This is a genomic window from Cutibacterium equinum (genome assembly GCF_028021195.1).
GTDB classification, from domain to species: domain Bacteria; phylum Actinomycetota; class Actinomycetes; order Propionibacteriales; family Propionibacteriaceae; genus Cutibacterium; species Cutibacterium equinum.
The window spans coordinates 2,186,132-2,201,032 of the sequence record NZ_CP115668.1 but is presented as its reverse complement, the minus strand read 5'-3'; the positions used below and the strand labels follow the sequence as shown (position 1 = coordinate 2,201,032).

Here is a 14,901-nt window from a genome sequence, read left to right as displayed (position 1 = left end):
ATGAGGGTTGCCGGGATCGAGCCGGAGTCGATCGTCGACGGTCCCGGCATCCGCTTCACGGTCTTCGCGCAGGGGTGCCCGCTGCAATGTCCCGGGTGTCAGAATCCCGGCACCTGGGACCCCTGCGGTGGCCAGGAGGTTGACGTCAAGGAGATCATCTCTGCGATGAGGTCGTCAGTGCTGGCCAGCGGATTGACGCTGTCAGGCGGTGAGGCGAGTCGTCAACCGGGTGAGTGCGCGAGGTTGGCCCGTGCCGCCCATCAGATGGGGTGGGACGTCTGGGCGTGGTCCGGATTCACCATGGACGCCCTGCTGCGCCAGGCCCGCCATAGTGACGAGTTGGCGCAGATGCTGGGTCAGGTGGACGTCCTCGTCGACGGGCCCTTCCAGCTGCCCCACCGCACTCTCACCCTGCCGTGGCGGGGAAGCAGCAACCAGCGGATCGTCGACGTCCCCGCGACCCTGCGCGAGGGGCGGACGGTCGAGTGGGCCGGGGACGGAGCCGTCAGTCGAGTCGGCTGAAAGCCCGTGTCCGCAACACCAGATCCTCGGCCTCGTCGCACTCGTCGAGGTCGACGGTTGCGGTGATCGACCAGTCATGGTTGCCTTCGGGATCGTCGATGATCTGACGAACCAGCCAGATCCGGCTGTCGCGGCGTCCCGACTCCTTCTCGATCATGAACAGACCCGGTGCGCGGGCGTCGGGGCCATCGTTGATCTCGTCATGCTCGTCCCAGTAGTCGCCCAGGGTGTCCTCCCAGGCGTTGGTCGTCATGGCAGAACCGTCAGGCTCGAGTTCCCCGAGGGCCTCGAAGTCGTCGTCGGCAGCCAGGATGACCTTGCGGAACATGGCATTGCGCACCATGACGGTGAAGGCCCGCTGGTTGGAGGTGAAGGTCCGCGCCGGACGGACCTCCTCAGGCTCCTCGTCGACGGGATGGGTGAGTTCCTCCCACTCGTCGATGAGGGAGGAGTCGGTGGAGCGGACGACCTCCCCCAGCCAGAAGATGAGGTCGGCAAGTTCCTCGGTGCGCTCGGACTCGGGCACCGTCTGACGCAGCGCACGGTAGGCGTCGGTGAGGTAGCGCAGCACCAGTCCCTCACTGCGTTGCACCTTGTAATGGGCGCAGAACTCACCGAAGGTCATGGCGCGTTCGTACATGTCGCGCACCACCGACTTGGGCTGCAGAGCGTCGGCGGGAATCCACGGGTGGCTTGGAGCGAAAATCTCGAACAAGGCGTTGAGGGACTCCTCGAGGGGACGCGGCCACTCGATCTCCTCGACGGCGGCCATCCGGTCCTCGTAGTCGTAGCCGTCCTCCTTCATGCGCGCGATGGCCTCGCCGCGAGCCGCGTGCTGCTGGGCGATGAGGACCGTCATCGGATTGTCAAGGGTCGCCTCGATGACGCTGACGACGTCGAGGGCGTGGGTTGGGGACTCCGGGTCCAGGGTTGCGACGGCCTCGCTGGCGAAGGCTGACAGAGGCTGGTTGAGGGCAAAGTCGTCCTGCAGGGCCTCATTCATGGCGAACTTGCGGCCACCAGGGGTCGGTTCATGGAGGCGGTGGACGACTTCGGAGCGCAGCAGGGACAGGCCGATCTGCACGGCGCGGCGGTAGAGACGTCGACGCTCGGCCACGACCGGTGTGGCGGCGTCGACCAGGTGCTGGACGGCCCGCGCGGTGTCCTCGTCACGCTGCAGCAGATTGAGCAGCATCGCCTCGGTGATCTTCATCCGGGCGTGCAGGGTCTCCGGGGTGGACTCGATGAGCTTGGTGAAGGTCTCCTCGGAGTAGTTGACGAACCCCTCCGGGGGCTTGGCGCGCTGCACCTTGCGACGCTTCTTGGGGTCGTCCCCGGCCTTGGCAAGGGCCTTGTCGTTGGCGATGACGTGCTCGGGTGCCTGGGCGACGACGTAGCCGACGGTGTCGAACCCGGCGCGACCAGCGCGACCGGCAATCTGGTGGAACTCGCGGGACTTCAGTACCCGGGTGCGACGGCCATCGAACTTCGTCAGGGAGGTGAACATGACGGTGCGGATCGGCACATTGATCCCGACACCGAGGGTGTCGGTACCGCAGATGACCTTGAGCTTGCCCTGCTGGGCGAGGGTTTCGACGAGGCGTCGATACTTCGGCAGCATCCCGGCGTGGTGGACGCCGATGCCCGAGGTGATGAACTTGCGCACCGTCGAGCCGAACCCCTTGGCGAAGCGGAAATCAGCGATCTCGGCGGCGATGGCGTGACGCTCCTCGGTGCTCACCAGCTTCATCGACGTCATGGACTGGGCGCGTTCCAGGGCCTGCTTCTGGGAGGGGTGGACGATGTAAACCGGGGCTTTCTGCTGCTCAACGAGTTCCTCAATGGCCTCGTGAACGGGCTGCATCGACCAGGAGTACTGCAGCGGGACGGGTCGGACGACTCCGGTGATGACGCTGGTGGGGCGTCCGGTAATGGTCGTCAGGGCCTCGGACAGGTCGGTGACGTCGCCGAGGGTGGCGCTCATGATGATCTGCTGGGCTTGGGGGAGTTCCGACAGCGGCACCTGCCAGGCCCAGCCGCGATCGGGGTCCCCGATGAAGTGGAACTCGTCCATGACGACCTGGTCGATGCGGGCGTGACGGCCTTCGCGCAGGGCAATGTTGGCGAGGATCTCGGCGGTACAGCAGATGATGGGGGCGTCAGCGTTGACCGAGGCGTCGCCGGTCACCATGCCGACATTGGCGGCTCCGAAGATTTCGCACAGGCTGAAGAACTTCTCGCTGACGAGGGCCTTGATGGGGGCGGTGTAGTAGGAGCGCCCACCTGCGGCCACGCAGGCGAAGTGTGCTGCGGTGGCGATGAGTGATTTCCCGGACCCCGTCGGGGTGGTGACGATGACGTGGTTGCCCGACAGAATCTCCAGGATCGCCTCTTCCTGGTGCTCGTACATGGAGATGCCGTCACGGGCAACGGCCCGCTCGATGTGGTCTAGGGCCATGTCGGGGTCGAGGGGACGGGCGCCGGGGGAGTCCCAGCCCGGTTCGCGCTCCCCACGGTCGGTGGTGACGGGTGCGCGGCCGTCGACCATGTCGTCAAGGGCTTCGGCCAGGCGCACGGTATCTCCTCGGGTCGGGGCGGGCAGGACGGCTTCCAATGTAGTGGTGGGCTCGGACGTGACCGGTGCCGGTTGTGTTCTCCTGTGTTCCTCCGAGTTGTCCCGGGTTAACCTGCGTCCTCCTGCGTCAACCTGGGTTCTCCTGCGTCGACCGACCGTCGCTCCGGTTCCAGCTGCGCCAGTTGTGTCCCACCTGCGCCAGGTTTTTGAGGCGCAGGTGGGACACAACTGGCGCAGCTAGGGGGAGAGGGGGTGAATCGGATGCACGGCGCAGGGATTTGGTTGGTCGGGGTCTCACCCTGGTTCGGCTGGTCGGGGTCTCACCCTGGTTCGGCTGGTTGGGTCTCACCACGGTTCAGCTGGTCGGGCCTCACCCCCGACGCCAGGATGGGGCATGATGTGATCCATGAGCGCAGAGGTTGACGAGCCTGGTCCCATCGACGTCCCCACCGACGGACGACTGGTGTTCCCCGACGAGGTGAGGGCGTCCAAGATCATCGCCGTTCTCCCCGACGTCGCCTCGTCGGACCTCATGGCTCCGATCGAGGTCATGATTCAGGAGAAGGTCCGTGCCTTCACCCTCCCCGTTGCCGACGCCGAACGCCGTCGCGCGGTGCTCAAGATTTACCGTCGTCGCGCCGTCATTGGTGTCCACGGCGTCATGACCGTCGACGACGTTCAAGGACTTGTTGACGACAAGGTCGCCTTCGCCCTTCCCGTTGCCGCCACACCCGAACTCCTTGACGCCCTACGGCAGGCCGGGATCCCGTCTGCCCCCGACGCCCTGACGCCCACCGAGGTCCGCGCAGCGTGGGCTGCCGGTGCCGATGCCGTCCAGGTCGCCCCCGCCGACATGGGCTCGGCCAGTTACGGCGACATCCTCACCGCCATGGCACCTGGCGTTGCCCTTGTTCCGCGCGGTGGAGTCGGGTCCTACGCACTGCGTCGGTGGCTGGCCTCCGGTGCCCTGGCGGTCTGTCTGGACGAGGTTCTCGTCGGGGATGTGTGCGCGGACGGAGTCGTCTCGGCGTTGCGTGAGCGTTGCCGGTCGGTTCTGCAGGTCGTTGCCGACGCCGAGGCCTGATCCGGGTCACGTCTTGGGCGCCGGCGTTGCTGTGCCGGGCTGCCCGGTGTCAGTGTCGCTGTGAGTGGTCCCAGTCGTCGAAGAGGGAGCCGGCGTCATCAGGGTTCTGTGAGCGGCCCTTGCCCTTGCCGCCGCGGTTGTAGGTGAACGACCCGACGAGAACCCCGAGCACCAGGAAGCCGAGAACGACACCGAATATCAACAACCGTGTGCTCCCGCCGAAGGCATCCAGCACGCTGCGGTGCGTCACCGGAACCGGGCTGGATGAGGTCGACGGTATCCGCCCGTCCTGGGATTCCCCGTTGTCCTCGGTGGGTGTCGGGGTCGGGGTTGCCGACGTTGGCGTGGGGGTTGGAGTCGGGGTCGGCGTGGGAGTTGGGGTTGGCGTCGGGGTGGGGGTTGGAGTTGCTGACTTCACCTGCACCGTCATGGTTTTCTGAGACGGTGCGTACCGAGAGTCCACGAGCTTGACTGTGACCGTGAAGGGACCATCGGGGGCGTCCATCGGCACCTGGGCCGTGACGTGGTAATTGCCCCGCGCATCTGTGGGGGCGGTGAGAGCATCACGGCCGTCAGGGCCAAGCAAAATCGTCACCGCACCATCGGTGACAGGGTGGTGGTTTGGCAGGGTCACCACCCCTGTGATGTTGAGCAACGTTCCTGGCGTGGCCGTCGGCGGTGTCACGGTTGCCGTCAGGACGGTGGCCTTTGGAGCGATTGTGAAACTGCCTCTCGCTGAGGCTGCCCCGATACCAGCGCCGCCATCGAATGTCGCTGACAGCTCGTGGCTGCCGCCCTGGATCGAGGCCGGTAGCCGGAAGGTGTTGGCCCATGTTCCGTCGTTGTTCGTCACCGCGACGGCGAGAATCTTGCCGTCCACCGCCAGGTTGATGGGAGCACCCGAAACTGCTTGTCCGGTCTGGGTTTTCAAGGTCCCTGTGGTGCGCATGGTGCCTGAGGGGTCGAAGGTTGCGCTCACCGACAGATCGCCAGGTGGGGTTGCGCCTGGCGGGGCGGCGTGGGCCGTCGACGCCGACCAGGGCAGGTGAACCGACCACACTGACCCGGTCAGCATCGTCATGGTGAAGACGACGAGAACCGACGTCAGGGCCAGAGCCCGGCGATACCTCGCGGCCACGCGTCCTCCTTTGGTTGATCGGAAACATGATAGGCGAGAGCAGCTGATGACAGGCATCGAGGGCACCATGCCCACCCCATCTCCTAGGCTGGGGGTATGCAGACTCCCATTGATGCCACCAAGACTCCCGCATGGGCAAAGCTCACTGACCTGAGGACGGCCTTCGCCGACGGACCGCACAAGCTCCGCCGCCTGTTCGACGCTGATCCGAAACGCGCCGAGCGTTACACCCTCGACGTCGCCGACCTGCACGTCGACCTGTCCAAGAACCTCCTCACTGACGAGATCCGAGACGTCCTCCTCGAGCTTGCCGACCAGACCAAGGTCGCTGAGCGTCGCGACGCCATGTACTCCGGTGAGCACATCAACGTCACCGAGGACCGCGCCGTCCTCCACACAGCTCTGCGTCGACCCGAGTCCGACTCCCTCACCGTCGATGGGCAGGAGGCCGTCGCCGATGTTCACGAGGTGCTCAAGAAGGTCTATGCCTTTGCTGACAAGGTCCGTTCTGGCCAGTGGAAGGGGGTCACGGGCAAGCCGATCCGCACCGTTGTCAATGTTGGTATCGGCGGCTCCGACCTTGGCCCTGTGATGGCCTATGAGGCTCTCAAGCCTTACGTCAAGGAGGGGCTGGAGTGCCGCTTCATCTCCAACATCGACCCGACGGACGCCGCCGTCAAGACCGCTGATCTTGACCCCGAGACCACCCTGGTCATCATCGCCTCCAAGACCTTCACCACCCTCGAGACCCTCACCAACGCTCGGTGCGTGCGCGCCTGGCTGCTCGACGGCCTGGTCGCCTCCGGTGCCATCGAGGACAGCGAGGACGCTCGTCGCGCAGCCGTCGCCAAGCACTTCGTCGCCGTCTCGACCGCCCTGGACAAGGTTGAGGAGTTCGGTATCGACCCGGTCAACGCCTTCGGATTCTGGAGCTGGGTCGGCGGGCGTTACTCGGTCGACTCGGCCGTCGGCACCTCGCTGGCCGTGGCCATCGGCCCGAAGGGATTCGAGGAGTTCCTGGCTGGTTTCCACGCCGTCGACGAGCATTTCGCCACCGCTGCCCCCCAGCAGAATGTCCCGCTGCTCATGGGAATGCTCAACATTTGGTACGTCAACTTCTGGAATGCCCATTCCCACGCAGTGCTGCCGTACGCCCAGTACCTGCACCGCTTCCCGGCCTACCTGCAGCAGCTGACGATGGAGTCCAATGGCAAATCGGTGCGCTGGGACGGCTCGGCGGTGACCACCGACACCGGTGAGATCTTCTGGGGCGAGCCGGGCACCAACGGCCAGCACGCCTTCTACCAGCTCATCCATCAGGGCACCCGCCTCATCCCCGCCGACTTCATCGCGGTGGCCAACCCGGCCCACCCGACCAAGGACGGCGGCACCGACGTCCACGAGTTGTTCCTGAGCAACTTCTTCGCGCAGACGGCTGCCCTGGCCTTCGGCAAGACTGCTGACGAGGTGCGCGCGGAGGGCACTGATGAGGCCATCGTCCCGGCTCGCATGTTCTCTGGCGACAAGCCGACGACGTCGATCATGGCCGACGAACTGTCCCCGAAGGTTCTTGGAGAGCTCATCGCCCTCTACGAGCACATCACCTTCGTGCAGGGCGTCGTCTGGGGTATCGACTCCTTCGACCAGTGGGGTGTCGAGCTGGGCAAGAAGCTGGCTCTCCAGATCGCCCCGGCCGTTTCCGGTGACGACGACGCCCTGAAGGCCCAGGATTCCTCCACAGCCTCGTTGGTGACCTGGTACCGCGAGCATCGGCAGTGATCACGGCGGGGTGGTGTTTGGCGGTGTTAATGCCGTCAAACACCACCCCGAGAAAATCTGTACTTTCGTACAGGTCGTGAACGTTTCGTTTGATCTGTGGCCGTGACAAGATTCTTCAACGAGGAAGTAATACTTAATGAGTATTACTGTTTGTTGGCTGAATGAAAGGTCTAGGTCATTGGTGTGTAGTTGATGTCGAATGATTTGTTGATCATCGCGGTGCTGGTTGTCGCAGTCGTTATTCTCGCGGTCATCATTGGTCTCCTGGTGGCGATCCTTCGCAAGATCGGCAAGCGTTAGGACGAGCGACAGGGTTTTGGGTAGGCGGCCTGGCGTGGTCGTGACCTCTTTCGTGCTCCCACACGCCATCGCAGGGGCGCACGCCGCAGGTGGCACACGGGTTATACAGTGGGAGGGTGAGTTCGCGCCGCCGACACCCAATTCGCACCGTGATCGTGTCGACATGCATTGTTGCCCTTGTCGCGCTGTTGGGGCCTTGGGGGCTGGCGGGAGGGCTCAGTGCCGGGCGTATCCACGACGTCGCTGACACCGAACCGCGCGACGTCGCCATCGTCCTGGGCGCCCAAGTCCTGCCCTCGGGCGCGCCGTCGGCCTATTTGCGAGGACGCCTCGACGTGGCCGCGGATCTTTACCGCAGCGGCAAGGCCAAGGTGATCCTGGTATCCGGGGACAACCGAGAAACCCATTACAACGAGCCCAAGGCGATGAGGGACTACCTCATCAGCAAAGGGGTTCCGGAAGCCAAGATCGTCGAGGATTTCGCTGGCTTCGACACCTACGACACCTGTGTTCGGGCTCGACGGATCTTCGGGGTTGATCGAGCGATCATGGTGACCCAGGACTACCACGAGGTTCGTACCGTCGCGACCTGCCGAATGACCGGTCTGGACGCCACTGGCACCCCGGACCGTTCGCAGCCTCGCGACAAGGTGTGGTGGAAAGGATGGGCCCGCGAGTTCGGGGCGCGCGGAAAGATGATCATCGACGTCATCTCCCACCGCGACCCGGTTCTGGGCAAGCATGAGGACGGTGTGGAGAAAGCCCTCAAAGCAGCCTGACGCGGAACCCGTCACATGCGGGACCGCAGCGCTGACAGGGTCACAAAACCACGCAGGTTCACCAACGACGACGCGGGGACGAGCCGTCCCCGCGTCGCCTCAGTTCGCGTCGGATCAGAAGTCGGCAGTGGCCGGGTCGCCACCAATGCGGTTGCCGTGATCCAGGCCGTCGATGGCGGCAACCTGCTCGTCGGACAGCTCGAAGTCGAAAACGTCGAAGTTCTCGACGATGCGCGAGGGGGTCACCGACTTCGGGAAGACGATGTTGCCAATCTGCAGATGCCAGCGGATGACGACCTGGGCCGGGGATTTGCCGGTCGCTGTGGCGATGTCGGCGAGCACCGGGTTGTCGAGGTCCTTCGACTGGCCCAGCGGGCTCCACGCCTCCGGGTTGATGCCGCGCTCGGCCAGCTCCTTGCGGAAGCTCGCCTGGTTGAACGACGGGTGCATCTCGATCTGATCGACGCTCGGGGTGGCCCCCTCGATGGCGTCGAGGTGCTCGGTCTTGAAGTTGGAGACGCCGATGGAACGGGTCAGTCCCTCGGACTTGAACTCCTGCAGGGCGTTCCAGGCCTCGATGTAGGCGTCTCCGTACTTGACGGTGGCAGGCCAGTGGATGAGGTAGAGGTCGACGTGGTCGAGGCCCAGCTTGGACAGGCTGGTCTCGATGGCCTTGCGGGCATCGTCGGCGTGGTGGGCGTCATTCCACAGCTTGGTGGTGACGAAGAGGTCCTTGCGATCCAGACCAGAGGCGGCGAGAGCACGACCAACTCCCTCCTCGTTGCCGTAGATGGCGGCAGTGTCGATGTGACGGAAACCGGCCTCCAAGGCGCTGCTGACGGCCTTTTCAGCCTCGTCGGCGGGAACCTGCCAGGTGCCGAAGCCGAGCTGGGGGATGGTAATTCCGTCGTTGAGAGTGATGGTGGGAACGCTCATGATCCTCCTTGTGAATCGGTGATCGCGTGCTTGGTCATCAAGGACAACGTAGGAACGGTCTCATCTGTTCCCCGACGGTGGCGTCGACCCTTGTCCCCCTCCGCTCATCGTCTGGGCGTCAGTATGGGAGTTCCGCGGTGTCACCGCCCATGCCGACCCCTCTCCAGCCCGCCTCGCGCCGGGTGGAGAAGCTGATCGACGCCGTGGGAGAATGGCGCCATGTCGTCTCTTCCTACTCAGCTTGCTGCCCGGATCCAGGCCGTCACCGGTACTGATCCTCAGTTGCGCCCCGCCACCAAGCCACAGTTCGGGCATTTCCAGTCCAACGTCGCCCTGCGGCTGGCCAAGGAGGAAGGACGCCCGCCTCGCGACGTCGCTGCCGATATCGTCGCCAAGCTCGATGTCGAGGACCTGTGTGAGACCCCTGACATTGCCGGCCCGGGATTCATCAACCTGCGGCTGCGTTCCGACGTGCTGGCCCGCGTCGCATCCGACCTCATCACCGACCCCCACGTCGGTATCGTCCAGGTCGAGCAGCCTCAGCGCGTCGTCATCGACTACTCGGCCCCCAACGTCGCCAAGCAGATGCACGTCGGCCATCTGCGCTCGACCATCATCGGCGACTGCTTCAATCGGGTACTCAGCTCCCAGGGTCACACCGTCATTCCGCAGAACCATCTGGGCGACTGGGGCACTCAGTTCGGCATGCTCGTGGAGTACATCGTCGAGAACCGGTTGGACGTCTCCACCTTCGACCTGCCCGAGGTCGAGCAGCTCTACAAGGATTCCAAGAAGACCTTCGATGCCGATCCCGAGTTCGCTGACCGCGCCCGTCGTCGCGTCGTCAAGTTGCAGGGTGGCGACGAGGAGACCCTGCGCATCTGGCGCATCCTCATCGACGTCTCCCTCCAGGGATTCAACGCCAACTACGCTCGACTCTCGGTGCTGCTGACTGACGAGGACCTCGCTGGTGAGTCCACCTACAACGACGATCTGCCGAGGGTTGTCGACGAGCTTGAGGCCGACGGCCTGGCCGTCGAGGACAACGGTGCCCTGTGTGTCTTCGTCGAGGGCCAGGACGCCCCGATGATCGTCCGCAAGAAGGACGGCGGATTCGGTTACGACGCTACTGATCTGGCCGCTATTCGTCGTCGCGTCAACACGCTCAAGGCCGACCGCATCATTTATGTCACCGACGTGCGTCAGAGTCACCACTTCGAGATGCTCTTCCAGGTCGCTCAGATGGCCGGATTCCTGCCTGACGACGTCGAGGCCCAGCATGTCGGCTACGGCATGGTTCTTGGCCGCGACGGTCGTCCGTTCAAGACTCGTGAGGGTGGCACGGTCAGCCTGGCCAGTCTGCTCGACGAGGCCGAGACCCACGCCGCGCCGAATATCGCCCTGGCCGCCATCAAGTACTCCGATCTGTCGAACGGTCTGCAAAAGGACTACGTTTTCGACGCCGAGCGGATGGTGCAGACCACCGGTGATACCGGCCCATACTTGCAGTACGCCCACGCCCGCGTGTCCCAGATCCTGCGCAAGGCGGCCGCCGAGGCGAACCCGAACGTCGACCCCGAGGCCGACCTGGAGTCCATGGTGTGGGGTCGCATCAGCGTCCTCGACGAGCCGGCCGAGCAGCAGCTGGCCCTGCTGCTGTCGCGCTTCGGTGAGGTTGTCGAGGTCGTCGCCAACGACCTGACCCCGCACAAGTTGTGCACCTACCTCTACGAGCTGGCTGGCGCCTACTCGGTCTTCTACGAGCAGTGCCCGGTGCTTCGTAGTACCGGTGAGGTGCGCGGGTCCCGCCTGGCTCTGTGCGCGGCTACTCGTCGAGTTCTCGCTCGCGGTCTGGACTTGTTGGGTATTGACGCCCCGGATCGAATGTGATCATTGTACGTTCTGACGATGTGAATGCCGCGGCCCATTGTGGCCGCGGTATTCACGTTTGCGGTGCGGTGGGAAAAGGTATGTGTTGCGCGGTATATGGGCTTTTCACAGATGAGGGTGTCGAGGCCTTCAATCCGCGAGTACCTGTTAGTCCTCCTCGGGGCGAGCGAAGAACACTCCCTCCGCTGTGGTACGTATGACCCGCGCCGCCCGCACGAAATCCGGATACGAATCATATATGTCTCGCCGCGCATAGTTCACCGCTGACACAAGAGCATCGTCGTCAATCATCGGCTCCGCTTTCGCGTTCCCGCAGTTGACATACTCAGGCGAAAAAATGCGACAGGCCATCTCTGTCATCATCATGGCCACATCCTCATCATCCTCGTCCACGGCGCCCGGTGATCTCCCCATTGCCACAAAGCGAAACAAATTCTTCCGCTTCGCATACTCATCCGCGTTGACATCCACGCGCAGATGACCCTGCGGGGCCCAGATAGACGCGACGCCCCCGTCGGCCACGAGACTTCGGGCCAACTCATGCTCGGTAGCCAATTGTGTGGCCAACTCCGCCCGTTTCGAGTCTGCGGTAAATCGCCATTCGCTCAACTCAGGATAAAGACCACCTACCTGGTTACACCACTCAACCACGCGCGCAGCAACCTCCTCCATTCTCGGAGAAGACGGCCGCCAAGCACACTCCAGTGACCACATCACAAATCATCTCCTGTTCAAGACAACGAGATTATCGAATACAAGGACATGACTGATCTTAATCTTCACAGGAACTAACCGACGCACCGCCTCAGCAGCCGTCAGCCCGGCCTGTGATCTGCAGCTCATAGGCGCGAGAGTCCGCCGATCGATATAGCGATTGCAATGGTGGACAACGCCCGCAGTACTGGGTACTGGGAGGACATACTCGATCAAGTCGCGCCCAGGAGTTGAGCCCTCACATTGTTCCCAGGGGGCAGTATGACGGCTCAACTACGCAAGGTCCATCTCATCGTCGGGCTCAGAACGCCTTGTACGGCAGAGCACGTGTCTATCCGTGATTGGCGCCAGATGTCCAGGCGATCCAAGGGCCGATGACGGGCGATAACAAAAAGCGTCGGCGGCCCAGCTGGCCGCCGACGCCGAGTAGCGTGAGGTGCGTCGCTCAGGCGCCGCCGCCAGCAGTGAAGATGTCGTGAGAGATCTTCTCCAACTGGGCACGCAACTCCTCGAGTTCCTGCTGGGCCTTGTCAAGGGCGGACTTGGTCTGCGGCCACGTCTCTGAGCGGAACTGCTGGGCCAGGGGGCCGTCCCAGACATTCGGCTGGCTCAGGATCTGGCCCTGGACGTCGAGCGCCTGGATCTGGTCGTTGAGACCACCCTGGATGATTCTCTGGATCTGGCTGATGGCCGACTTGGCCTCTTCCGTAGAAAGAACTCGGGACATTCTTTGCTCCTGGGTTAGATGGCCGTGGGGCCGGGGCTAATGATGTACGTCTAGCGGAGGGCCTACCCGGTGGGAAAGCCAACTGCGTAAGACAAGCAGGACGTTATCAGGGAGATGGTTCAACCGGTTCGCCTTCCCCAATAACTACCTGTTAGCCGCCTCGAGGGACGATCGCAAACTCAGGCGACGTGAGGTCAGTGAAGTTACCCACGCTGGCTCGCACCGTACACTTGGGATTCGGGTTGACCGCTGTGACGACGAGGCCATCGGCGGAGACGTTGACAGCCCCGCCACATCCATCCACAAATCGAACAGTGTTCTCGCCGCCCACCGTCTGGAGCATCGTCGAGGCCTCCCCCATTGCGGGACTGCGATAGAGCACGTTCAACTGGTCAGGTCCGCTCGGCCACACAGGCACTAGACTGATGCGGATCGTCTCGCCTCCAACCGCGCGTTTCGGGACGATCAATTGGATATCAGTGAGGCGCTGGACAGGGTAGGCCACCGACTTGGTTTCCGCGTCAGTGATCGCTTTCTGCGTAGCCGTAGCCTGATCATCGAGCCACTTTTGGAGGTCCTGAGCTGAGCCATTCTCCGGTAGGATCTCCGCCTTCACGGTGACGCTGGCCCCTTTATGGATGGTGAGATCATCGATACTCCAGCCGCACGTGGCCTGGATGCCAGTAGTTGACGCCTTGTGGGGGGTCGCCTTGACATCTCCCTGCCATGACAGGGTCGGGCAGGGCTTGCCCTGTTCTAAAGGTCCGATGACTTGGAGAATCGGGCCGTGCAGTTCAGCCTTCTGAGCGGAGAAGGTAAAAGTGAGGACGGCCCCACCAGATTCATTGGACTCAGCGGACCGCTGCACCGTCAGGCCGCTGGGTAGCGTGGTATCGACGGAAGCCGCCTTCGCGCTGACCGTGTTGGTCGGCTTGTCGCCATGATTGTTCATGGTCATTGACAGCCACACAAGACCACCTACCACCAGCACAGTCCCGAGAATCACGCTGATGAGTTGCTGTGGCTTCTTGTACCAAGGGGCTTCGTTGTCCTCGAGTACCAGGGCGGGTTCTGGCTGGTCAGCGATGGGCTCCGGCGCTCGGACTAGGGCCATAGACCGAAGCATCGTTGCACCCTCGGCGCGGCCGACATCGGGTGCCTCTCCCATTGTGATGGGCGCATGCGACTCAGCGGGCCGCTCCGTGACGATGCCACGAACTGCGGTTGCTGGCCGTTCTTCCATCACGAAGTCTTCGGGGCCACTTATCGGCGTTAGCGCAGGTTGGTTCTGGCAGTGGGCCGAAGCGTTCCGCAGCGCCGCCGCAGCCTGACTGGCGGTGGGACGGTTGGCGGGCGCCTTGTCAAGGAGCCTGGTAAGAAGAGACGCCACCTCCTCAGAAACCGGCAAGGGCGGCACGAGGGCACTTACATGCCGGTATGCGACGGCAAAGTCTGTTCCGGGCCCGGCGAATGGGGTGCGACCTCCCAGTAACTCGTAGAGCATGACGCCAGCTGCGTAGACGTCTGCTGCTGCGCCACCGTCGCCCGTCGTGATCATCTCAGGTGCCATGTACTCCGGCGTCCCGAGGAGGCCTGTGGTAGCGCGAACACGAGCAGTCAGGATGCCAGCAATGCCAAAGTCGCTGACCTTGATTGCGTCGCCGGGGAGGTCTTCCCAGCCCTTCTCCAGCAGCACGTTGTCCGGCTTGATGTCGCGATGAATTATGCCTTGAGCGTGAGCTGCTGCCATGGCGTCAAAGACCTGCGACATGACAACCAGGGCGAGTGCCGGGGGAAGGGTTCGACGATGCTGTAGAACATCGCGCAGGGAGCCGTCGTCCATGTAATCCATCACGATGGCCAACTGCTCGCCCTCGACGACAAGGTCGTGGATCGCGACGACGTTCGGGTGATGAAGATTCATGAGCAGCGAACGCTCTCGGACAAAGCGCTCAACCAACTTGGGATCCTGCGCATGTTCGCGGTGTAAGAGTTTCGCCGCCAACACCTCGCCAGTGCGGGCGTCTTGGGCTAGCCGTACCTCACCAGCCGCACCACGGCCCAGTGTGTCCCCGAGGCGGTAGTTGGCCCCCAACGGGGCAGTGAACTCCATGTTCTTCATCCTCACGATGCCGACGCCGGCCCGAAATCCTGTCGCGCCTCAGACTATCGTGTGGCGGTGAACCTCCAGGGCCTATGCTTTAGCGGGGATTTTGGCATCTGGAAGGGACCGGTATGACTTCACAGGACTCTGGACGATCATCGCTACGCAGCAGACTTGTCGCAGGTGCTGTAGCAATCGCGTTGATGGCCGCAGGTACTGGGTGCGGTGCCAAGGATGTGGGTCAAGGGCCGGTCCACAGAGTCCTGCAGTCAGTTGAGGTGGGAATGGGGCCTGATGCGTCGATCCAGACCATCGGCAGCACCACCGTGTCGGTTGCCGATGATCCTGCCAAG

The 14,901-nt window shown here is 63.4% G+C and carries 11 protein-coding genes; 5 read left to right on the top strand and 6 right to left on the bottom strand.

Features of this window, described 5'->3' with window-relative positions; genetic code table 11:
* The gene (gene nrdG, locus O6R08_RS09985; RefSeq protein WP_271417968.1) at window positions 1-522 is read left to right on the top strand and encodes an anaerobic ribonucleoside-triphosphate reductase activating protein; all 522 of its coding nucleotides are present in this window, start codon (window positions 1-3) and stop codon (window positions 520-522) included.
* On the opposite strand, the gene O6R08_RS09980 is transcribed toward nrdG, so the two are convergent.
* The gene (locus O6R08_RS09980) at window positions 506-3,097 is read right to left on the bottom strand and encodes a DEAD/DEAH box helicase (RefSeq protein ID WP_271417967.1); all 2,592 of its coding nucleotides are present in this window, start codon (window positions 3,095-3,097) and stop codon (window positions 506-508) included. The two genes, nrdG and O6R08_RS09980, sit on opposite strands and share 17 nt — an antisense overlap.
* 406 nt (window positions 3,098-3,503) lie before the next feature.
* Between O6R08_RS09980 and O6R08_RS09975 the strand changes: the two genes are divergently transcribed.
* Window positions 3,504-4,181: a bifunctional 4-hydroxy-2-oxoglutarate aldolase/2-dehydro-3-deoxy-phosphogluconate aldolase gene (locus tag O6R08_RS09975; RefSeq protein WP_271417966.1), complete on the top strand. Its 678-nt coding sequence runs from the start codon at window positions 3,504-3,506 to the stop codon at window positions 4,179-4,181.
* Between the two features lie 49 nt (window positions 4,182-4,230).
* Here O6R08_RS09975 and O6R08_RS09970 read toward each other — a convergent pair whose 3' ends face one another.
* On the bottom strand, window positions 4,231-5,160 hold the full coding sequence (locus O6R08_RS09970; RefSeq protein WP_271419362.1) for a hypothetical protein: 930 nt from the start codon (window positions 5,158-5,160) through the stop codon (window positions 4,231-4,233).
* 255 nt (window positions 5,161-5,415) lie between these two features.
* Between O6R08_RS09970 and pgi the strand changes: the two genes are divergently transcribed.
* Both pgi and O6R08_RS09960 read left to right on the top strand, forming a co-directional pair.
* Window positions 5,416-7,098, top strand: a complete 1,683-nt coding sequence (gene pgi / locus O6R08_RS09965) for a glucose-6-phosphate isomerase (protein ID WP_271417965.1) — start codon at window positions 5,416-5,418, stop codon at window positions 7,096-7,098.
* A 449-nt stretch (window positions 7,099-7,547) separates the two neighbouring features.
* A complete protein-coding gene (locus O6R08_RS09960) occupies window positions 7,548-8,177 on the top strand; it encodes a SanA/YdcF family protein (RefSeq protein WP_271419361.1) in 630 nt (209 codons plus the stop codon).
* A gap of 114 nt (window positions 8,178-8,291) precedes the next feature.
* Here the strand turns inward: O6R08_RS09960 and O6R08_RS09955 are convergent, their stop codons facing one another.
* Window positions 8,292-9,113: an aldo/keto reductase gene (locus O6R08_RS09955; protein WP_271417964.1), complete on the bottom strand. Its 822-nt coding sequence runs from the start codon at window positions 9,111-9,113 to the stop codon at window positions 8,292-8,294.
* A 219-nt stretch (window positions 9,114-9,332) separates the two neighbouring features.
* Between O6R08_RS09955 and argS the strand changes: the two genes are divergently transcribed.
* Window positions 9,333-11,003: an arginine--tRNA ligase gene (gene argS, locus O6R08_RS09950; protein WP_271417963.1), complete on the top strand. Its 1,671-nt coding sequence runs from the start codon at window positions 9,333-9,335 to the stop codon at window positions 11,001-11,003.
* Between the two features lie 147 nt (window positions 11,004-11,150).
* Here argS and O6R08_RS09945 read toward each other — a convergent pair whose 3' ends face one another.
* The 3 genes from O6R08_RS09945 to O6R08_RS09935 form a co-directional block, all read right to left on the bottom strand.
* Window positions 11,151-11,675 (bottom strand): hypothetical protein, encoded by a 525-nt coding sequence (locus O6R08_RS09945; RefSeq protein ID WP_271417962.1) that lies wholly within the window; start codon window positions 11,673-11,675, stop codon window positions 11,151-11,153.
* A 487-nt stretch (window positions 11,676-12,162) separates the two neighbouring features.
* On the bottom strand, window positions 12,163-12,444 hold the full coding sequence (locus tag O6R08_RS09940; RefSeq protein WP_271417961.1) for a pyrophosphorylase: 282 nt from the start codon (window positions 12,442-12,444) through the stop codon (window positions 12,163-12,165).
* A gap of 151 nt (window positions 12,445-12,595) precedes the next feature.
* Window positions 12,596-14,557, bottom strand: a complete 1,962-nt coding sequence (locus O6R08_RS09935; RefSeq protein WP_271417960.1) for a serine/threonine-protein kinase — start codon at window positions 14,555-14,557, stop codon at window positions 12,596-12,598.
* Window positions 14,558-14,901 lie beyond the last annotated feature (344 nt).